Genomic DNA, 21880 nt, shown 5'->3' with positions numbered 1-21880 from the left:
CCGCTCTTTAAGCTGGCTAAGCTTGCGGCACGGGTTTCGGCGAAGGATTTGGTATCGTCTTTTACCCTTCTTTTACCGCTAAATCTAAGATCCAATGCTCTTCCGTTTGCATCTACCATACCGTAGGTCTCATACTCTATGGTAGCTCCTTGTTGGACTCTTGTTTGTAGATGCGAAGGATCAGGAAGTAGTAATCGTCCGCTTCCTTGCTTATCGATTAGGTGGATAGTGCTGGTATCTCCTACGTCGGTATTGCCGCTAATGTAAGCGGTGATCTTGCCTCTCATATTGCTTAGATCAGTATTAGCCGTAGGATCGGTAAGCTTAATCATCGAATCGCCGTCTTTAACGGTAGGAGGCATAAAGATATTGATATCGTCAAATCCTCCGATATTCTTGGCGGTGATCGAATTAGGAGCTGCCGGATTGGTAGTATCTTTACCTACATTTAGAGTGCTTCCAGCTCCGCCGGTGATATTTCCGATATTATTGCCGCCGGTTAAATTTACGGTAGAGTTGTTGCCGCCGTCGATATCTAAGCCGTTAAAATCTGTAGGATTAGAAGGATTTTCGTTAACTACGTTTATTACAGGATTTGGGATATTTCCGTATTTATTGATCTCTCCGCCGTCGAATTTGCCGTCATTGGAAATTTTTCTTGAAGTAAGCTTATTTCCTTGAATCAAGATAGATTGATCGTCGCTGCTCTTAATTAGGCCTTTTAGCATTATATCGTAGGTGGTAGAGTTTTTAAGCGTAAACTCATTGGTCGTTTGCTTAGCCTTCTCTGTAAAGCTCGTAAAGGTATTACCGGTATTGCGGATAAGATAATACTCCTTACCCTCCTCTATATTTAAAGAACCGTAGCTGTCGCTGCTTGGATCGTAATCTATTCCGTTTAGTTGGAATTTAGCATTATTGATATTGGTGTTGCCGGTAGTGGTTAAATTTAAAGCTGCAGTTGCGGCGCTACCGTTAGCGTTTGAAATTCCATCGAAGTTTAATACGTTTAGATTTGCTATATCTCCTGCGGTTTTTTGAGTAGAGGCGTTATATACGTTTAGGCTATTATTGGTGCCGCCTATATTAGATAGACCATATATCGTTCCTCCTACGCTTCCGCTATGGAAATTTACGCTGTTACCGCTACCGCTGCTTGCATCTGCTGCGTAGACGTTACCGTCGACTCTAGCAGCACCTTTTAAATTTACGCTGTTATTGCTTGCACTACCGCTAGCTTTTGCACCTTTTACGTCGTGGGTAACCTTACCGTCATTTAGAGTTATGGTGTTGGCATCCGCATTACCATTTGCTGCTTCACCGCCGTAAGCGTTTCCGTTAATGGTGGTATCGTTTGTAGTTACGGTATTATCATGAACGTTTCCGTTTAGGGAGTAGCCTGCACTTATGTTTCCGTTTACCACAGCACCTTTTGAGCTATCTTCAAAGCTTAGCTCGTTGTGGTGAACCTCTTGGGTTCCGCTATCGCCGTAACCTGCATTTACGTTACCGAAATTTGTTCCGCCCTTAACTATGGTTTTATTGTTATAGACGGTATTTGGAGTTACGCTATCTTTGATATCTGCTCTACCGGAGCTTATATTCTTACCGTTTAGATCTCCTGCGCTTTGAGATACGTTTACGGTGTTATTTTTATTACCGAATAGCTTATGAGCACCTGCTTGGGCAGCATTATTAGCTTGATTCTTGGTTAGCTCCGTGCTATCAAGGTAATTGTCGCCAAATAATATTAGCGATCCTGTTTCTTTTTATTAGTAGACCATATGAATCACTTGTGGTATCGACGTAAATTTTAGCCGCGTTAATCTTATATTACATAGCACTCGTATAGTATATAATTTATCCATAAGTGTGCCGTATACTCTAACAACAAAGCCTGTATTAATGGAAATTTTATTATAGTTGAGTATATTTAACCCGCGCCTGCTTGCCTGCTGAAAAAAATCGTAATTGCACTACCATTAAAAGACCTCGTTATAATTTGCCTCACCCGAAATAAAGTTTATGATGATGTGTGTATTTGCTTACGACGATATCACCATAGACGTAAAATTATTGATAGGGCTACCAATTTGATTATCTCACAACGAAATTTGCATCTCGTAGATAAACATTCCCATAATACCACTCATTGTATTAAACGGAAAGTGTTTCCATCTACGCTTACACCTAAATTATGAGTATAATACCACCTATGATAGTGTAATCAATCGCCATCTCCCTCACCGATACCTTCCACTTCCAGGTATAATATTTATGGCATTTTTATAACCAAGCCGCTTGCGGTATTACCAGCGGCGTTCGCATAAACTATGCTACCAATATGATATTTTACTATAGCCTCACGCTACCACCTTCACTGAATCCGCCACGAATCGTGCCATCCTTGTTGTAGACTGTATGTTTTATCCACTGCCGCCCATATTATTGATTGTGTTCGAATTTACTTTATCGCTTACGGCGCAATAACTGATCACGACTATCACGTATTTGAGTTTAATAACACTTTGCCCGATTAAAAAGCTGTCGTTCTGTCTCGACTTCAGTATTTAGGCTCACTACACTGGATCTTACCGTTGCATTTACGTATTGACCTGGCTAGTTTTCTTTAACATTAAATCTTATGGGTTCGCGATGTTCCTTATATTCGCTATAAATAAGCTTAAATTTAGAAAAAATGAATTTCATTGTTAGCGCTTAGTATAGCAAATGAACAAGATTTTCTATTAATTTTTGGGAATGCTTAAAAAATAGAATTTTTTATGTCTATAAATTTAGCATGGCGACTTCTGTAATATGGATAAATTCCGTGGTGTGAGTTAGCAACATGATTTTAAGAGCAAGAAGTGAAATTTTAAAGCGAAACAGATTATTCCATGTAAACAAGAATTCTTATGAGAGGCGAAATTCTTTGTAGAAAGTGATAATTTCGTGAAGACTGGCTTACATCGCGATAACCTTTTCTAAATTTAAAAAGCTAAAAATATTTTTACCATCCTTGTGATAGTACGTAAATTTTAGCCCGTGCGCCTTGGCGATATTATCGACGATGTAAAGCCCTAGGCCGAAGCTTTGCTTAGCGTTCGTGCCCTTGACGAAGGCCTCTTTGTAGTAGCTAAAATCCTTCTGTAGCGGTTCGCCTAGCGTTACGAAGTCCATCGTTTCGGCGTTTAGGCGGATTAAAATTTTACCGTCTGAGGCGTATTTGACGGCATTGTCGATTAAATTTTTCACCGCGACGCAAAATAGCTTCAGATCGACGTTTAAGCTCAGGCCTAGCGGATTTTGCAGCGTGACGCAGCCGGGCTCGATCATTGCGATACTAAGCGCTTCTTTTAAAATTTCATCCATTGAAAAAATTCCGCGTTCGATTAGCGCCGTGCCCGCAGTCGCGCGCTCGACCGCCGCAAATTCGTTGATTAGGCTCTCTAGCCGCTCAAAGACCGAGATGAGGCGCTCTTGATTTTTGCCGTGCTCGATCATCTCAACGGCGATGCGACCCTTTGTGATGGGGGTTTTGAGCTCGTGCATTATGTTTCGCAAAAACAGATGGCGCGATTCGTTAAGCTTATTTATCTGCGTGACCGCCTCATAAAATGCGTGCGAAACCTCGGAAATTTCGTCGTTTCCTACGCTTACGTCCTTGATCTGAAGATCGCCTTTAGCAAATTTATCGATCTGGCGCTTAAGCTTGCGAAGAGGGCGAATTTTGCGGATGATAAATATATACGCAAGCAGGATGATCGCCAAAATGACGCCGTAGATCGCTTTGAAAATATCGTAGCGGTAAGGCTGATAATCCTTGTCGTTTAAAAGCCGCGTCTCGCCAGCGTGAGTAATCTTTAGGTAGTGCTTACGTTTAAAAAGCAGGATATCAGCAGAGCCGATGTCTGCGGAGATGCTATCTAAAATTTCAGCGCCTTTGATGATCTCATCGCGCTTGGCTTCATCGCGGATAGTCGAAAACTCGAAATTCGCGACCTGCCGTTCGTATTCGACATCGCTGATGAGCTTACTCATCTGATATAGGTTCGCGCGCGCAACGATGGAGTATTTGGAGTTTAGCTCGCGGGTGTAGTTTTGCTGATCGTAGCCAATGAGCCAGAGTAGAGCGAGCGAAACGCCCACGGCAGCGAGCGCGAAGATGAACGTGATGGTGTAAAAAATCGACGATCTTACTTTCATTAAATTTATACGATCCTTAAATTTTTAAAATTTCAAAGCTTTTAAGCTGCTGGCTTACTTTGCTTTGGCGCACGAACCCGTCCGACTTCGGATTTGTGGCATATCCTAAATACGCAATACGTTTATACTTCCTAAATCTAGCTATTGCAAATTTTATAAAGATTTTAAAAATTTTGCTATTTCTACCATTGAAAATTTTACAAAATTTCACCGCTTAAACACATAAATTCAAATAAATTTATTTTAAATTTAATGTGCAGCCCTTAAAACCAAAGCTAAATTTTAAAATTTCAAATCCGTGCGAAATTCCGCCCCGCGCCCTCAAAAAATTTCAAATTTCTTAAATAGCTCAGGTTCATCCTGCACGATGCCGCGCTCTATGAGGCTTGCTACGACTTCGCGGCTGCAAAGCGTCTCCTGCGGCCACCTGCGCGTATAACCCTCCCATTCGTGCTTGCTCGTAGCGTCGATGCAGATGCGATCGTCCTGCGTCACGAACACGTCGCGTAGCGCATCGATGCTATTTACGATGCGCCAAACGCTCATATAGAGGTTGCTCGCGTCATTCCCCGCGTCTGTAAAAATCAAAATTTTAAAATTCTCGCTAAATTTCAAAAGCCGCCGCCAGCTCCGCTCCACGAGCTCTTTTTTGTCTATGTTTATCAGCACGAGCGGGTTTTTCGTATCGCAAAAGTGCTGCTTAAGCGCCAAAATAGCGGGCTCCTCGCTTTGAAATTTTGCAAGCAGCTCCTCGTCGCTTAAAATTTGCGGCGCCTGCGAGCTTAGATCAACCGTCGCATCAATGCCGAGCTTGCCGCCGAAGCAGGAGTTCGGGCTTGCGTGATCGAGCTGATCGCACACCCCCTCGCTAAAAACGAGGCTGCGCGCACCTATGCGGTTTAGGACATACTTCGTAAGCGCCTCATACTCATCTAAGCTCGGCGCGTCTTGCGGCACGAAAACGGCGTGTTTTACGAAGCTCATCTGCCCCACGCCCCAAAACGCATGCATGATCTGTTTGGCAGCAGCTGGGTAGCGCACGGCGATCTTGGCCAAAATCAGATTGTGAAATACGCCGTTTTCGGGCATTTTATAATCGATCAGATCGGGCGCGCTCGTGCGAAACAGCGGCAAAAAGATCCGCTCGGTCGCGTACCCCATAAATTTATCCTCAAGCGGCGGCTTACCTACGACGGTGGCGTGAAATACGGGCGCGCGCTTGTGCGTGATCGCGCTAACCTCCATTACAGGAAAGGGCTCTACCGGCGTGTAATATCCCGTGTGATCGCCGAAAGGCCCCTCAGGCTCGCTTACGGCGGGATCGACAAAGCCCTCGATCACGTAGTCCGCACCCTCTGGAACGTAAATTTCATTCGTAAGCGATTTTACGAGGCGAGCGGGGCTGCGGCGGATGAAGCCGTAAAGCAGCAGCTCAAAAACCCCCTTCGGCAGCGGCGCCTGGCCGCACCAGATATAGAGCGGATCGCCGCCGATCGCCACGGATACGGGCATCTTGCGCCCCGCTTTGCGGTATTCGTCGAAAAAGCCCGCGCCGTCTTTGTGTATCTGCCAGTGCATCCCCAAGCGGTCGCGCCCGTAAATTTGCAGGCGATACATACCGAGATTTTGCGTTTGCGAGTTTAGATCCTTCGTATAGACCTGCCCCATCGTGATGAATGCGCCGCCGTCACCCTCCCAGGTCTTAAGAACTGGAAGCTCGCCCAAATCGACGTCAGCGCCCAGATGCGCGACCTGCTGGCACTCGCCGCGACCGTTAAGGCGCTTTACAAAAATTTTACGTAGCGAGATTAAGTGCGCCAAGAAATCAAGCTTTTCGCTGAAACTTTGCGGACGCTTCGGCTTTAGCAGACTCTCAATCTCGGCGGCAATTTCGTCGGGCTTGTGGCCGAGGATTAAATTTAACGCCTTGAAGGAGCCGAAAATATTGGTTAGCACAGGCGGCATCCGTTTGCCCTGCGCATTTCGTACGTTCGTAAAAAGCAGCGCTTGCGAGTGCTCGCGCTTAACCTCGATATAGCTTGCGTGCGCTATCTCAAGCTCGGTGCCGATCTGCTCCTTTACCTCGCGCAAAAGTCCATTTTCGTAAAGCCTCTTTATCCAAAAATTTCCGTTTAAAATTTCATCAAAGCTCTGCATCCGCTACCTTTAAAAAAATAGATTTTTTTCTTGCGGTTTTTGATTTAGAAGCTGCAAAATCGCGCTCTTTTCCGCAAAAACCAGCGCGTAGTGAAACTCGGGCAGGCTCTTTAGCGCGCTTAGCTTATTGAAGCGAAAGTCGATCTTAGTGCCGTCCAAGCGATCCTCCCAGCTGGCGCAGACGATAATTTTTTCGCGGAATTTTGCCCGCAAAAACTCCGCCTCGCGCGCAAAAAGCTCAGGATCGCTTTCGGCGATAAAAGCGCGGTAGCTGCCGCCAAGCAAGCTTACGTTAAAAAATCGATCCACAAAAATCGGCTCGAAATGGCCGAATGCGCTTAAATTTTGAAATTTAAAGGGTATATTTTTGCGCGAGAGATACTCGATCACGCCGCACAGCTCGGGCAAAAACAGCTGCGGAAAGACTAAATTTGAATAATAAAGCCCGCCGAAAACAAAGCTGCTGTAAAATATCGAGCCGCCGTAAAGTAGCCTAAAATCGTCGCTCGCAGGGATAGTGACGGGCGAGATACCGAGACTTTGCAAAAGCTCGCCGTCGGTGGTGAAGTAGGTATTTTTCTCTTTGGCATTCATCAGGCTGATGAAAAGCTCGCCCTTGCTGCGTGGCGCAAACATCAAATTTTTCGGCACGCTCGTGTAGCGCAGGATTTCGCTTTGCACTTCGTTTATCAGCACGAAGCCGTGCCGCCACGTCTCGCCTAAAAATTTTATCAGTCGCACGAGCGCCGAGCATAAATTTTCGACCTTGATAAAGGCGATCTCGTCGTTAAGCGGCTTGAAATTGTTATCGAAAATGACCGCGTACGCGCCGTTATCGATCGCGGTGCGCACGTCGCGCTCGTTTGCGCCGAGTGCAATGAAAGCGCCCTTTTTCGCGACCTTTGCGGGCTCAATTGCAAAGCTCTCGACAGCCGAGATTGCGGGATTATTTAGCATCGTTCCGTTTACGATGCGGGTTAAATTTAATAAATTTACCATTACGACTTTCCTGCGACGGAGCTTTTGGCAGGCGCGCTCTTTGCGGCGCGGCGCGGCTGCTTTGCGGTAGATGCGGAGGTTGCGCCGGACGCGGCGGCTTCTTTTGCGGCGATTACAGCAAGCATAGTAGTATCTTTTGCGATGCGGCGAGATTTTGCCCTCCGAGAGGCATTTTTAGCCGCTGCCGATTTTACGCTAGCTGCGGAAATTTTATTTTGCGCGGCGCTTTTTACGGACGCTGATTTTGCGACAGATACGGAAGCTGCAGCGGGCGCGACACTTTTAGCGGTCGATGCAGATTTTGCGCTAGGTGCGGATTTTTTAGCGGGCGCGCTTTTTGTTGCTGTATTTTTTTTAGCGGAATCGAATTTGGAAAGCGAGGCGTCCTTTTTAATGCTCTCGCTAGAAACGCTTGCCGTGCGCTTTCTGCGCGACGCGGCGCTTGCTTTAGAGCTCTCGCCATCCGCGCTCGCATATTTTTTCGTGCACTCGTCCGTAAATTTATCGGTGCGTGAAAATGAGCGCGCGACCGCGCGCGCGCCGAACTTTGCACATTTTAAAGCGGCAGACTTCGACAGCTCGCAAATGCCTAGCGTTAAAATTTTACGCGCCGCAAATTTTAAAGCAACTCCTGCGCCGAGTTTTAGCACCAAAGGCGTGGCGCATACAAGCCCGCCCGCGCCGATCTTTGCGGCAAGGGAGGAATCGCGGCAAAGCTTTAAAATTTTATCCGAAGCGCCGCTTTTTTGCGCGCAGAGCCCAGCCGCGCCGTAGATAGCGAGCTTCGAAGCCTTGCGCGCTAGAGCCCTCATCGCTAACCTACGATCGCGCCGTTTTTTACGGGCGCGAGGGTGCTAAGCAGTGTAAGGCTGCCGTCCTCGGCGCTTAAAATCATGCCCTCGCTGCTATGTTTAAAAATTTTAGCGGGTTTTAAATTTGCCAGTACGCAGATCTGCTTGCCGACAAGCGCGGCGGGATCGTAAAATTTCGCGATACCGCTGATGATTTGACGCGGTCTCTCCTCGCCCAAATCGATCATAAATCGCAACAACTTCTCGCTGCCCTCAATGTTTTCGCACTCCAAAACCGTACCGACTTTGATAACGCACTTTTTAAAATCATCGATTTTAATCTGCGCTTCAGATGTCGCGCCTTGGGCTTCTTGCGCCGTAGCGTTCGAGCTGGAAGCGTTTGCGTTTAAATTTGGTGCGCCTTTTACCGTGGCGTCTGCGCCCGAACAGCTTGCAGAATTTACAGCGCCGTCCAGTCTATCGTAGTCCGCCTTCGGCATTAGCTCGTGATCAATCTTGGTAAAAAGCGGCTCGCACGGCTTGGCCTTAAAATCTAAAATTTCGCCGCGAAGTACTAGCTTCTCATAAAGCGGAGTGGATATTTCAAAGCCGAGCGTGTCCGCGATACGTGCTGCCGTCTTCGGCATCGCAGGGCTTAGCAGCACGGCAACGCTAGCCAAAATATTTGCAACCAATGCGACGAGAGCCAGCGCCTTGGCCTGCTCGCCGTTTTTCATCAAATTCCACGGCTCGTATTTTGCGATCGAAGCGTTCGCAAGAGCAAGCGCCCTCCAAAGCTCCTCCAAGTATCTATTGGTAGCGACCTCCTCAAGTGCGCTAAGTGCGGCGCTCATATAGGAGTTTGCTTCCTCGATCTCGGCGGTGAAAAATTTCATCACGTCTTTGGAATTTATGGCGTAGTCCGAGTATTTCGCGCTCATGCCGACGATGCGGCTGAGGAGATTTCCAAGCTCATTGGCAAGCTCGGAATTTACGCGGTTTATGATCGCTTTTTGCGAAAAATCGCCGTCTTGACCGAACGGCACCTCGCGCAATAAGAAATACCTAAACTGCTCCAGCCCGTAGGCATTTGCGACCTCACGCGGATCCACGACGTTGCCCAGGCTCTTGCTCATCTTTTTGCCATCGCGCGTCCACCAGCCGTGAGCTGCGACGCTGCGCGGCATATTTAGCCCCAGGCTCATCAAAAACGCAGGCCAATAAACGGCGTGAAAGCGCAAAATATCCTTGCCCACGATGTGCAGCGCGTCGCTCCAATACTCCATCCGCTCGCCGCCCGCACAAAACCCGAGTGAGCTGAGATAATCCATCAGCGCGTCCAGCCAAACGTAAATCACATGCTTTGGATCGTTTAGTTCAGGCGGAATTTTAACGCCCCAATCAAAGCCCGTTCGCGTGATCGAAAGATCCTTCAGTCCGCTTTTTACGAAGCTTATCACCTCGTTTTTTTTGCCTAGGGGAAGGATGCACTTTTCATCCTCGTACCATTTTAAAAGTCTGTCTGCATAGGCGCTAAGTCTGAAAAAATAGCTCTCCTCTTTTAAAATTTTAGTCTTTTTGCCACAATCGGGGCAATACTCGCCGTCGATGAGCTGAGCGGAAGGGAAAAAACTCTCGCAGCTTACGCAGTAGTTGCCCTCGTATTCGCCCTTATAAATGTCGCCCTTTTCATACATCTTGCGAAATACGTTTTGCACTGCCGCCTCGTGCGCGGCATCGGTAGTGCGCGAAAACATATCGTAGCTGATGTCAAACTCGTCCCACAGGTCTTTAAATTTAGCGCTCACGCCGTCTGCGTACTGCTTTGGGCTCTGAGCATGTTTGGCCGCGGCCTCCTCGATCTTTTGGCCGTGCTCGTCGGTGCCCGTTTTAAAAAAGACCTCGTGCCCTTGCAGGCGGTAAAATCTAGCCATCGTATCGGCGATGATCGTCGTGTATGCGTGACCGATGTGCGGGACGTCGTTTACGTAATAAATCGGCGTCATTATGTATTTTTTCATTATTCTCCTTAAGCGTTTCTACCGTAATTTTATTGCAATGCTGAACCGGTATTGGAAGCCAAAGTATAATTTACATATCCGGTCTCGGGCTGGATAAAAATATCGGCGATCTCGCCCGCGGCGTTAGTAAGTCTGATAACGCATGGATTTTGTCCTACAAAAAGCTTATCATATGGCACGTTAGAGTTCGCTACCTGCCCCATAGGACGCCCATAAGAATCAAAGACTATAGTTTGATTTGCCCGGTCTCCACAATTAGTAAATTCGACATTTCTAATATCGTAGGTTTTGCTTAAATTCAGCTTCTTATTGATTCTTTCGGCATTTCTATTCATCGCCTGATTTTGAAAGCCGGCACTCAAAATTTTATTTGGATTTTGTGGATCCGTAGCAAAATCGACTCTTGATAGATCAGACAGATCCGCACTGCCGTTAGGATTACCGCTCATAGTGCTATCATAATACACCGTGTAAGTCCAGCCCTCCGCACTTCCTTTGGCGTTGGTATAACTAAATTGAATTCTCCAAAGTTTTTTAAACCAATCCGGGTCATTAGGATCGAATTTGTTATCATTCATCGCAAGCTGCTGCGTGTAACGAATATGAGCAGCTACTTGATCTGCCGCCTCCACAAGGCTATTTCGATTGATTTGAGGCACCGCCACCGCCGCTAGAATTCCAACCACCACGATGATGAAAATCAGCTCTATCATAGTAAATGCTTTTTTCATAATTTTTACCTTTCATAAAAATTTTGTTTATATTTTAACATAAAATTTCGCAATTCGCATGCCTCGCTTGTAAATATCTATATTTTGTATCGAATTTTTATGATCCGAGACATATTCCGGCTTATCCGCATAGATAAAAGCGCTATCCCCGCTAGGCAGTCCGTAAAATTTCAGGCGCAGGCAGAGCCTCTCGTCTTCGCAGCTTACATTTTTTACTCCGCGATTTTTTAGCTCACTTGCCAGCTGCCTAGCTACGTCAAATTTATAGATAAAATGCCGCTGCGGTTTGTTTGCGAACATCGCCTCATACATCACGTCACTAAAAATCACTGCAAAATAACTCACCGCTAAGCTTACTAATGTCACACCCACGGCGATCTTGTGAAAGGTGCGAAATTTGGGCAATCTAACGCGGTACGAATTAAACAGAACCCGAATGATCAAAGGCGTAGCGATGACGCAATACGGCAGCATCATCTCAAGCGCCACGCGCTGTCTTAGCGAAAAAAGCATCGTCAGACAAAGCGCGCTCGTAGCGATGAACCAAAGCAGGCTCTTTTCCTCTTTGATCCAAATTCTATAGATCGTGTAGATGAAAAATAAAAACACTAAAGGCGAAAACGCGCCCGCAAAAACGCCCACGGTGTCCAGAAAATACCCCTTCGGCTTGCCCTCGGAGCTTACGTCGTAAAAGATCACGCTGAAGCTAAATAGCGCTATGCAAAGCAGCAAAAGCTCCTTTTTACGCGTATAAAGCGCCCAAATTCCAAAGCCTACGTAGAGCATAAAAAACGCGCGGTCGATCAAAGCGCAAGCGGATAGAAGCACGAAAAGCGCGATATTGTATTCGCTCTTTGCAAAATAGATCGCTAGCAGCGTGAAAAAAACGATGATGCCCGCGGGATTTAGCAAGATCGCGCTACTCATCGATGCAGGAAGCGCCATAAATAGCGCCGTAGCGACCACCCTATCGAAGCGACGCTTTAGAATAAATTTTGAAATTTTATAGATCATCGCGGCATTTGCGAAGTGGATCAAAATAAACGGTATGCGCAGGGCATAGTCGTTGCGCCCGAAAATTTCGCAGCTTAAATTTGCGATTAGCGAAACGAGGGATTTTTTATCGTAAAAAATTTCAGCCTCGTAGTAGCTGATGCTTAAATTTGAGATCGCATAAAGCAGAAATATGCCCTGAAACAGGCACATCATGGAGATTACGAAAATTTCGTTTTGATAAAGCTTCTTCACTCTCATCCTTGCTGCGGGCACTTTAAATTCATGGCCTAAATTTTACGGCCGGAATTTTATAAAATTTAAGTCGCCGAATCATTTAAAATTTAGCCGCTAAATTTAACCGCGCGCCGCTTCATTCCTCTATCGTATAATTTTCCCAAAAGAAATTTATCCACTCATCCGTCTTTGAAATTTTAAAATCGGGCTGGATAAGCGCCTTGGGTTTGTAAAAAATTACCGCCGTTTTAAGCTCTATTTGCGGAAATTTCTCCAGCAACACGCGCTTGATCTCGACCATGCTGTCGCCGCTGTCGATGATATCGTCCACCAGCAGCACGCGTTTGTAAAGCTCTAGATCGGGCACGTTGAAAACGTCGATGGTGTCGAGCTTTTTAGTATCCGCGTAGTGGATGGAATTTATCGAAAATATCGTCCGCATATCAAGCGCATTGGCTAGCGCATGACCGAATGTGAGCCCGCCTCTAGCGATCGCCACGATTGCATCGGGCATAAATTCGTCCCTAACCTGCTTTGCTATAACTCTTGCGTCGCGATCCATCTCGTCAAAACTATAAAATCTCATATCTTTCCTTAAAAATTTAATGCATTAAAAATACTAAAACGCTAATCGCGCCAAGCGTCAAAACGCCGAAATTTAAATCTTTTATCCTGCGCTGAGCGAGCCTAACTACGATATAAGCGATAAAGCCGAAGCTTAAGCCATTGGTGATCGAGTAGGTAAAAGGCATCAAAAATACTATAAAAAACGCAGGGATTAGAATTCCCGCGTCGCTATAATCGATCTTACCAAGCTCACTAAACATCAAAACCCCGACCATTACGAGGATCGGATAGATTGCATTTGCGGGGATCGCCTTAAATAGCGGCAACATAAACAGTGTCAGTACAAAAAATATAGCGCAAAATACCGCGGTAAGCCCCGTGCGGCCGCCCGCTTCTACTCCGCTCGCGCTTTCAGCAAATGCAGTAACCGTGCTCGTTCCTATAACGGCGCCTGCGACGCTACCTATTGCATCGGAGGTTAAATTTCTAGATAGTTTTTTCATGCCGTCTTTGCTATTCTCTCCAAAAAGCCCCGCGCGGTTTCCCACGCCGGTGAGTGTGCCGATACTATCGAATAGATGCGTGACGAAAAATGTGATTATAAAAGGCACGAACGCAAGTTTTAGCGCTCCGGGGATATCTAGCTTAGCAAATATCGGCATTATGCCGCTTGGCGCACTTACTATGCCATGAGGTGCGGGCGAAATTCCAGCCACCCACGCAACGCACGAAGTAATCAAAATGCTTAAGATAAACGCCGCCTTGATTCTAAGCACAAAAAGCACCAGCACGACCGCTAAGCCTAAAATCCCAAGCAAAACGTTTAGATCTTTTAAATTTCCTAAAGTTACTAGCGTCGCCTGACTAGGCGCGATGACGCCCATCTGCTTAAGTCCGATAAAGCAGATAAAGGCGCCGATACCCGCGCTTATGGCGCGACGCAGATCAAGTGGGATAGATTTGATAACCCAAACGCGAAAGTTCGTAAACGAAAGTACGGTAAAAAGCGCCCCGCTTATCGCTACGATGCCAAGTGCACTCTGCCACGGCATCTTCGCATCCACGCACAACGCAAAGGTAAAATACGCATTTAGTCCCATGCCGACGCTAAGCGCAACGGGGGTATTTGCAAAGAGCCCATTAAATAACGTCGCGATTATCGTAATAAGCGCGGTTGCCGTAACCAGCGCATCAAACGGCATACCTGCGATGCTCATAATGTTAGCGTTTACCGGCACGATGTAAATCATCGCCAAAAACGTAGTGAGTCCCGCGATAAGTTCCTGCCTTACCGACGTTTTTGCCGCGGCGAGATGAAAGAATTTCTCCACTTGCTCCTCCTTTAGAATTTATTCGTAAATTTCGATCTGATTATACAAGCTGTCGCGCTCTACGGGCACAAAGCCCGCCGTGCCGATCATATCGATAAAATCGCGCTTACTCTGCCCTTTTTTGCTGCCGGCGCCGGCGCTGCTTTGAATGCTTTCGTTCTCGATCGTGCCGTCAAGATCGTCCGCGCCGAAATCCTGTGCTACAAGGGCTAAGCTTAACGTCGAGGTCGCCCAATACGCCTTGATATGCGCGACGTTGTCGAGTAAAATTCTACTAATCGCGATCGTTTTTAAAATTTCGACCGAACCCAAAAAGCCCTTCACATCCAGATAGTTGTTTTCGCGCTGATACACGAGCGGGATGAAGGCGTTGAAGCCGCCGCCGTTAGCGCGCGCTAGGCTCTCATCTTGCAACGTGCGGATGCGCAAGATGTGATCTATGCGGTGAGCGCGGCTTTCGATATGGCCAAAGAGCATCGTGGCGTTGCTCTGACGCCCGCGTGCATGCCACAGCGAGTGGATACGTAGCCACTGCTCGCTTGAGACCTTACCTTTGCAAATTTTATCCCTGATCCGTTCGTCAAAAATTTCGGCGCCGCCGCCGGGCATCGAATCCACGCCGCTTTGCATCATCAGCTCTATCGTCTCCTCGTAGCTCATCTTCCACTTTCGCCGCCAGTAATCGATTTCCGCCGCGGTCATCGCCTTGATGTGCAGAAGCGGATATTTTTGCTTTATCGCTTTAAAAATTCCCAAATATTGCTGCGGCGTAACGAATGGATTGTGCGAGCTTACGATATGAATCTCCTTCGTGCCGCGCGCTACCGTCTCATCCACGATACGCATGATCTCATCATCGCTCATCGTGTAAGCGTTTCCGTTCTTGCGGTGCGCCGAAAATGCGCAAAATTTACAGGTATCTGCGCATAAATTCGAAGGATTGATATGACGATTTGCGTTGAAATAGACGTTTTTGCCGTTTTTTTCTTTGCGAATTTTAAAGGCGAATTTGCCCAGATCGAAAAGATCCAAATCCCATAATTTCACGCCGTCTTCGTAATTTAATCTCTCGCCGCTTTGTAGTTTTTCTAAAATTTCCATCGATTTCCCAAGCCAAATTTTAAAGCTATTATATAATTTTTTGCTTACAAAACGGATAAGCGGACTAAATTTAGAGCCGAATTTCGTTAATTTAAAATAGCGTAGTAAAATGGGCACTAAATTTTAAACAAGGAAAGCAAAATGTGTGGAATCGTAGGCTACATAGGAAACGCCGAAAAGAAAAAAATCATAATAAACGGACTGAAAGAACTCGAATATCGAGGATACGACAGCGCGGGGATCGCCGTAATGGATCAGAGCGCAAATATAAAGTATTTCAAAGCGGTCGGCAAGCTTAATAATCTCGAAGAAAAGATGAAAGATTTCACTTCGCAAGGCTTTGGCGTTGCGATCGGACATACCCGCTGGGCGACGCACGGAAAGCCCACCGAGCTTAACGCGCATCCGCATTTTGGAGATTTTAGCTTCGTCGTGCATAACGGTATCATCGAAAACTACATCGAGCTAAAAGATGAGCTTGAAGCGGACGGCGTGAAATTTTTAAGCCAGACCGATACCGAAGTGATCGTGCATCTTTTCGAGAAAAATTTCAAGGCTAGCAACGACGCATTTAAGGCATATGAAGCCACAATTAAACGGCTAAAAGGCGCATACGCAACGCTTTTAATCACGAAGGCAGCACCCGGCGAAATTTTCTTTGCTAAAAACGCAGCTCCGCTCATCGTCGCGAAAAACGATAAAAACGAAATTTTCTTTAGCTCCTCGGATGCTCCGCTCATCGGGCTTGCGAATACGGCTGCGTATCTGGACGATCAAATTTACGGCGTTGCCAAGCTTGGACAAATCGACGTTTTTAAAAACTCTAAACCGCATAATTGCGCCTTTAGTGAGCTTCCGAAAGATAAAGGCTATGCGCAAAAAGAGGGCTTTAGATTTTTTATGGAAAAAGAAATTTACGAGCAAGCGCAAGTCGTAACCGAAGCAATGATGGGGCGCGTAATAAAGGGCGGCAAGATAAAATTTGACGAGCTTGATGCGGCGATGTTTGAGGGTATCGACGAGGTCGTGCTATGTGCCTGCGGCACAAGCTATCACGCCGCGCTCGTAAGCTCGTATCTTTTCGAGCGCATCGCTAAAATTCGCACAAAAGTAGAAGTCGCCAGCGAATTCCGCTACAAGGAGCCGTTTTTAAACAAGAATTCCTTATTTATCGTGATCTCGCAAAGTGGCGAGACCGCCGATACATTAGAGGCGCTGCATATCGCTAAAAAAGCCGGTCTTAGAACGCTTGCGATCTGCAACGTCGATAACAGCTCGATCGTGCGCATGGCAGGCAGCGTGATCCTCACCCGCGCAGGCATCGAAAAGGGTGTGGCATCTACGAAGGCTTTTGCGACACAGGTTATGGTGCTATGGATGTTTGTGGTGTATCTTGCAAATCTGCGCGAAGTCATCTCGGTGCGCATGAATTCCGCTGAAATTTCGGCGATGCTTCATATCCCGCAAATTTTAAAGATCAAAGACGGCTTGCAGGATAAAATTTACCGCATGAGTAAGCACTATCTGCACGGACACGGCTTTTTCTTCATCGGGCGCGATATTTTCTATCCGCTCGCTCTTGAGGGCGCACTCAAGCTCAAAGAGATCTCCTATCTGCACGCGGAGGGCTATCCAAGCGGCGAGATGAAGCACGGACCGATCGCTCTTGCCGATTCTAATCTCTTTACGGTTGCGCTGATGCCAAAGCATTTGCTCTACGAAAAAACAAAAAGCAATGTCGAAGAGCTTGCCGCGCGCGATGCGTATATTTTGGCGATCAGTCCCGAAGAGCCCGAGGTCGCGGACGATTTTATCAAAACGAGCGAGCAGAGCCACGCGATGAGCGAGTTTTTTGAGATGATGCTGATTTTGCAAATTTTAGCTCTTGAAATTTCCGTGCGGCTCGGCAACGACGTGGATATGCCAAGAAATTTAGCCAAAAGCGTCACCGTAGAATAATCGTTTTTTAAGTTCATTTTGACTAATATTTCTCATTAAAAAATCGGGGAATGTTAGTATATGAGACTTATCGGATTTATTAGAGGTGAAAATGTCATAGTCGCCACGGGCGGGGTCGAGTATAGCTACGAAATGCTTGGCGAACGCGATCCTAGCCTAACCGACGGCGATGAAGTAAGCTTCGACACGCTAGCATCCAGCGCGATAAATATAAAGCGCGTCGAGGGCTCTAAATCCAAAGACCGCGTAGCGCAAAAAGTAGCCCCACAGCCAAAAGAATCTGCAAAGCAAAACGATGAAATTTTTGGCGATAAGAATTCTGCAGAAAATAATATATCAGAAGCACCTTCCTTTCAAAGCTCTACCGAAAATATTGCAAACGATATATCTACCATAAAAGAAACGAAGGTCGCAAAAAAATTTAAGAATTTTAAATTTAACCGCAAAGCTAAGCCTACGAGTGCAAAAAAGCCGAAATTCTTTGGATTTGAGTTCGTCCAAACCGATGATCTGCGCACTACGCAAAGTGTCGAGAGTAAAATTTATACTTCATCTATCCGCAAGGAAGGACTTAAATCCATAATCCTGCCCATAGTGCCGATAGTCATTATTTTGATATTCCGCTCGCAAATCGCAAGCATATTTCTATCTTTTTCACAGATCGAAGCTTATGTCAATCAAGATACGGTTTATATGGTGATGGACCTGCTGATTTTCCTCAGTTTTGCACTATTTTATCTGTTGCCGCTTAACCGCGCGATAAACCTACTATCCATAGCGACGCACGATCAATACCCGATGCGTCAAATGGCGAATTATAACGTCTTTATCATCCTGTGCGTCATCTCTACGATCCTGCAGGATAAGAGCCTGGGGCTGGATGAGTTCGAGCAGATTTTCATCTGCGGCGTGATCGGACTTGGGCTCATTTCGTTTTATTATAAGCTCAAGGCGTTTGCGTTTATGTTTTTCAAAACTGCAGGCTCGATCCTATTTGCTCCTGCGCTGCTCGTAGAGCTCGCGGCTATTATTTTCATCGGCATCGGCGACCGCTATACTGGCGCGTCGATGAAATTTATGGAGCTTACGGGACTATTTTTTGCGAGCACGGCGTGGAGGTACATCATAATTTTTATCGTTATGTCGCCGCTTTATTTCCTTGGATTTTGTATGCTAAGGCGGATTAAAAAATAAATTCTACAAAATTTTGCCGCAGATTTGGCTGCGATGAAATTTTACTACGATAGAATTCCACTCAAAATTTCATCGCAAAATTTAGCGCGACGACAGAATTTAGCGGAAATTTGAACTTTATCAAAGTAAAATTCTACCGCATTGAAATTTTATCGCAATAAAATTCCGCAATTGTAGGCGCAGATCGCACGCCCTAAAGCAATATATGTCTTTTATACGCGTTAACGCACGCTTACAAAAATACACCAATGCCTGCGAAATTTCGATGCAATGTTCCCCCTTATTTGACAAAAGCCGTGGCAATTTGACATCGCGTCTGTAAAATCCTACCGCTAAATTCCATCTTTAAATCTCGCGCGCTCAGCACATATCGACGCAGAATTTTATTCACGGATTCAGCGCAAAACTTCAAAACTAAATTTTATCTCATATTCTACGGCGAAATTCCAATACATAGCTCTATCATAATAAAATTTTGCCGAAATAAAATTCTAATCGATACGAAAGCCTAAGCGCGGATTTAAATCAAATTTAAAGCTACAAGCTCCACGCTACACAGCTCTTAAAATTTCGCTGCCCGAATTTTGTCGTGTTTAAATTTAATCGCCCGCGCGCCGTATTAAAATTCCGCCCCACTACCGCGGCTAAATTTAACTATCGCGCTAAATCCGCGCCCTCGCCTGCTGAAATTTAATCTCGCGCCCCGCTTCGTGCGGCGTAGAATTCACGCCTAAACTCCGCAAACCGCCCGTGCACGATCGCCTCTCTCATATCCGCGGCAAGGCGCAGGTAATAGTGTAGATTGTGAATGCTCGCGAGGCGGTAAAAGCTAAGCTCGCGCGCGCGAAATAGATGATTTAGATAGCCGCGGCTGAAGCGCTTGCACGTGTAGCAGTCGCAGTGCGGATCGATCGGATCGTGATCGCTGATAAAGCCCGCGTTTTTGATGCCGATCTTGCCGAAGCTCGTAAATAGCGTGCCGTTGCGGGCATTGCGCGTAGGCATCACGCAGTCAAACATATCCACGCCGCGAGCGACATTTTCGACGAGATCCTCGGGCGTGCCAACCCCCATCAAATATCGCGGGCGCGCCGCATCGACGAAGGGCATCATGGCCTCTACCGTGTCGTACATCAGCTCGTTTTTCTCGCCCACGCTAAGCCCTCCGATCGCAAGCCCGTCGAAGCTCATCTCGCACAGTGCTTCGGCGCAAAATTTGCGCGCCTGCGCATCGGTGCCGCCTTGTATGATACCGAAGATGTTTTGATGCGCGTGTAGGCCGCGAGATTTCATGACCTCGTGATAATCTATCGCTTCGCGAGCCCATTTTATCGTGCGCGCGACGCTTAGATCGATACGCTTTTTGAGCCGCGATCTATCATCGCAGCTCAATGCGCCAGGCTCACGCGGCAACTCCACTAAATCGTCCAAAATCATCATAATATCGGAGTTTAGCTCATACTGCGTATCGAGCACCGAGCGCGGTGTGAAATAATGCATACTGCCGTCGATGTGGCTTTTAAATTTTATGCCGTCCTCGTCGTTTTTGGTGTTTGCGCGCAGACTGAAGGCCTGAAAGCCGCCGCTGTCGGTCAAAAAGCTGCGAGGAAATTTCGTAAATCCGTGCAGCCCGCCAAACTCCGCCACCACCCGCGAGCCCGGGCGCAGATACATGTGATAGGTATTAGCAAGGATGATTTGCGCGCCCAGGAGCTGCTCTACGTCCGTCGCATCGAGCGCCTTGACCGCGCCCACGGTGCCGACCGGCATAAAAACGGGGGTGCGGATCGTGCTATGCGCCGTGCGGATCGTGCAGGCGCGCGCCGCGCCGTCTGCGGCGTCTATCTTAAAATCCATCTTGATCCTTTAAATTTTGCTTCTTGCGCGCACTCGGCGCGAAATTTTAAAAAGCGATTGTAGCGAAATTTAAATTTGCGGCAGGTAAATTAAGGAATTTTATAGTATTAAAGTCAGAATTTTAAAGAATGCTGTGCAAACACGCAACACAACGTCAATAAGATTAAAGAGTTTTCGTATTTTTATCTTTAGTTTCGTTTGAAAATTCTAAAAGCTTTTCGTAGCTTTTTCGCATATGCTCGATGGCATCATCTATCGCAAGACCTTGCATGATAACGCGATACAAATTTGGACGCGTTTTTTTCCAATTTCTTAGTGTTTGCACATCTACGCCCAAGTATCCTGCTATATCTCTTTTTGTCATTTTTGCCCCATTTTTTAAACGATAGACTATAAAAAAGAGGTTAAATTTCCAACAGCATAATATTTACTCTTTTTAGAATTATAAAACATAAATATTATGCTTTATAAGTTTATATTTATATTATATTTAATATAATTTTAATCAAAATTTTCGTAGGAGCAAAAAATGAAAAGAGACAATACAATAGAATGCGAGAGGTTCTTTCCATATAAGAATGACGAGGAGTTGGAACTGCTATACCAAGATGACTGGTTTTGCGTAGTTTTCGGGACAGCCGAAGATATGAATAAAAAATCTATCGGCATAAGATGGATTATAGATAAGAAAGGCGATAAAAACCCTAAAGGATATCCATATGAAAGATATGTAAGATTACCCTGGTATTTTAGCGAAGGTTTTTTACAAACGATTTTAGTAAATAAAAATCCAAGCGGACAAGTGATATGCAAAAGCGAAAATATAGAAGAAGCCATAAAATACTTTAAAAATTTAAAGGATTGAAAATGAAAAAATTTATGTTCATCTCTTGCCTGCTGATTTTTGTGTGCGGTTGTGATGGTGATATAGAGGGACAAGGCAGCGGAGTAAAGGAAGTTAGACAATTTCATGACGCTAATGGAGCGCTAGTGAGAGAAGTCCCCTATAATGAAGCAGGGCAAATTCATGGAATTGTAAGAGAATGGGACTCACGTGGAGACATTACTTCAGAGATAACGTACAAAAACGGTAAAAAAGATGGGGCATTTAAGTGGTATAGCGTTTTTTTGAAAGATAAAAGTTTTGTTAAAACAATAACTGAGGGAAATTTTAAAGACAATAAACTTGTAGGTTCTGTTAAAACACATAATGAAAATGGAACACTCAGCGAGGAAGATATATATGACGATAAAGGAACGCTTTTAAAAACTATATCTTGGTATGATAACGGACAGAAAAAAAGCGAAGAAAATCACGGCGGTAGTAGAGAATTTTATTATGAAAATGGCCAAATACGTTTTCAAGATGATGGTGCAGGGAATACTAAATCTTGGTATGAAAACGGCGAACAAGAAAAAGAATACAATAGTGATGGAACTATGCGTAGCTGGTATGAAAGCGGCCAACAAAAAAGCGAGCTAGATAGCAATAAGATATTACGTTATTGGTATGAAAATGGTTATATACGAAGAGTATCGAAAACAAATAACGATGGCAAAGAAGAATTTATGGAATGCAATGAGAACGGAATTTTGACTAGCATAAAGCTATTAAGTGATGACAAAACGGAGTATATTAGCCTATATAATAGACGAGATATTCAGGAACTTATAAAAGAGGCTGGAATTAATGAAAATGATTTATGCAAAACGGGTTTTCTCAAATAAGTTGACAA

17 protein-coding genes are annotated in these 21880 nt (G+C 45.7%); 4 read left to right on the top strand and 13 right to left on the bottom strand.

Annotated features, from left to right (window positions below; translation table 11 throughout):
* From Q0144_RS05350 to mqnE, 11 genes are all read right to left on the bottom strand, one after another.
* Positions 1-1424, bottom strand: a 1424-nt coding sequence (locus tag Q0144_RS05350; protein WP_298062389.1) for a hypothetical protein, incomplete at its 3' end; no start/stop codon positions are given.
* 1540 nt (positions 1425-2964) lie between these two features.
* Positions 2965-4206 carry an ArsS family sensor histidine kinase gene (locus Q0144_RS05345; RefSeq protein WP_298062387.1) on the bottom strand — a complete coding sequence of 414 codons (1242 nt, stop codon included), beginning with the start codon at positions 4204-4206 and terminating at the stop codon, positions 2965-2967.
* Positions 4207-4527: 321 nt separating this feature from the next.
* On the bottom strand, positions 4528-6363 hold the full coding sequence (locus Q0144_RS05340; RefSeq protein ID WP_298062385.1) for a menaquinone biosynthesis decarboxylase: 1836 nt from the start codon (positions 6361-6363) through the stop codon (positions 4528-4530).
* 9 nt (positions 6364-6372) lie between these two features.
* Positions 6373-7362, bottom strand: a complete 990-nt coding sequence (locus Q0144_RS05335) for a hypothetical protein (protein WP_298062383.1) — start codon at positions 7360-7362, stop codon at positions 6373-6375.
* Positions 7362-8174, bottom strand: a complete 813-nt coding sequence (locus tag Q0144_RS05330; protein WP_298062381.1) for a hypothetical protein — start codon at positions 8172-8174, stop codon at positions 7362-7364. The genes Q0144_RS05335 and Q0144_RS05330 overlap by 1 nt, the downstream gene beginning before the upstream one ends.
* Before the next feature lie 2 nt (positions 8175-8176).
* Positions 8177-10174, bottom strand: a complete 1998-nt coding sequence (metG, locus tag Q0144_RS05325) for a methionine--tRNA ligase (protein ID WP_298062379.1) — start codon at positions 10172-10174, stop codon at positions 8177-8179.
* A gap of 29 nt (positions 10175-10203) precedes the next feature.
* Positions 10204-10905 (bottom strand): type II secretion system protein, encoded by a 702-nt coding sequence (locus tag Q0144_RS05320; protein WP_297944906.1) that lies wholly within the window; start codon positions 10903-10905, stop codon positions 10204-10206.
* A 27-nt stretch (positions 10906-10932) separates the two neighbouring features.
* Positions 10933-12159, bottom strand: a complete 1227-nt coding sequence (locus Q0144_RS05315; RefSeq protein WP_298062376.1) for a hypothetical protein — start codon at positions 12157-12159, stop codon at positions 10933-10935.
* Positions 12160-12271: 112 nt separating this feature from the next.
* A complete protein-coding gene (locus tag Q0144_RS05310) occupies positions 12272-12721 on the bottom strand; it encodes a phosphoribosyltransferase family protein (protein ID WP_005871628.1) in 450 nt (149 codons plus the stop codon).
* 16 nt (positions 12722-12737) lie between these two features.
* Complete coding sequence (locus Q0144_RS05305; RefSeq protein WP_298062373.1) at positions 12738-14033, bottom strand: NCS2 family permease; 1296 nt, start codon at positions 14031-14033, stop codon at positions 12738-12740.
* Positions 14034-14051: 18 nt separating this feature from the next.
* A complete protein-coding gene (mqnE, locus tag Q0144_RS05300) occupies positions 14052-15134 on the bottom strand; it encodes an aminofutalosine synthase MqnE (protein ID WP_298062371.1) in 1083 nt (360 codons plus the stop codon).
* Positions 15135-15275: 141 nt separating this feature from the next.
* Here mqnE and glmS point away from each other — a divergent pair, with 141 nt between their 5' ends.
* Entirely contained in the window at positions 15276-17093 is a 1818-nt protein-coding gene (gene glmS / locus Q0144_RS05295; protein ID WP_298062369.1) for a glutamine--fructose-6-phosphate transaminase (isomerizing), read from the top strand.
* 60 nt (positions 17094-17153) lie between these two features.
* Positions 17154-18287 carry a hypothetical protein gene (locus Q0144_RS05290; protein ID WP_298062367.1) on the top strand — a complete coding sequence of 378 codons (1134 nt, stop codon included), beginning with the start codon at positions 17154-17156 and terminating at the stop codon, positions 18285-18287.
* 690 nt (positions 18288-18977) lie between these two features.
* Here the strand turns inward: Q0144_RS05290 and tgt are convergent.
* Both tgt and Q0144_RS05280 read right to left on the bottom strand, forming a co-directional pair.
* A complete protein-coding gene (tgt, locus tag Q0144_RS05285) occupies positions 18978-20144 on the bottom strand; it encodes a tRNA guanosine(34) transglycosylase Tgt (RefSeq protein WP_298062365.1) in 1167 nt (388 codons plus the stop codon).
* A 163-nt stretch (positions 20145-20307) separates the two neighbouring features.
* A complete protein-coding gene (locus Q0144_RS05280) occupies positions 20308-20508 on the bottom strand; it encodes a transcriptional regulator (protein ID WP_298062363.1) in 201 nt (66 codons plus the stop codon).
* Between the two features lie 165 nt (positions 20509-20673).
* Between Q0144_RS05280 and Q0144_RS05275 the strand changes: the two genes are divergently transcribed.
* A complete protein-coding gene (locus tag Q0144_RS05275) occupies positions 20674-21009 on the top strand; it encodes a hypothetical protein (protein ID WP_298062361.1) in 336 nt (111 codons plus the stop codon).
* A gap of 2 nt (positions 21010-21011) precedes the next feature.
* Positions 21012-21872, top strand: a complete 861-nt coding sequence (locus Q0144_RS05270) for a hypothetical protein (RefSeq protein ID WP_298062359.1) — start codon at positions 21012-21014, stop codon at positions 21870-21872.
* The last annotated feature ends 8 nt before the right edge of the window (positions 21873-21880 follow it).

The sequence above is a fragment of the uncultured Campylobacter sp. genome, assembly GCF_938045345.1.
Lineage (GTDB): Bacteria > Campylobacterota > Campylobacteria > Campylobacterales > Campylobacteraceae > Campylobacter_B.
This window is presented reverse-complemented; position numbering and strand designations above follow the sequence as displayed.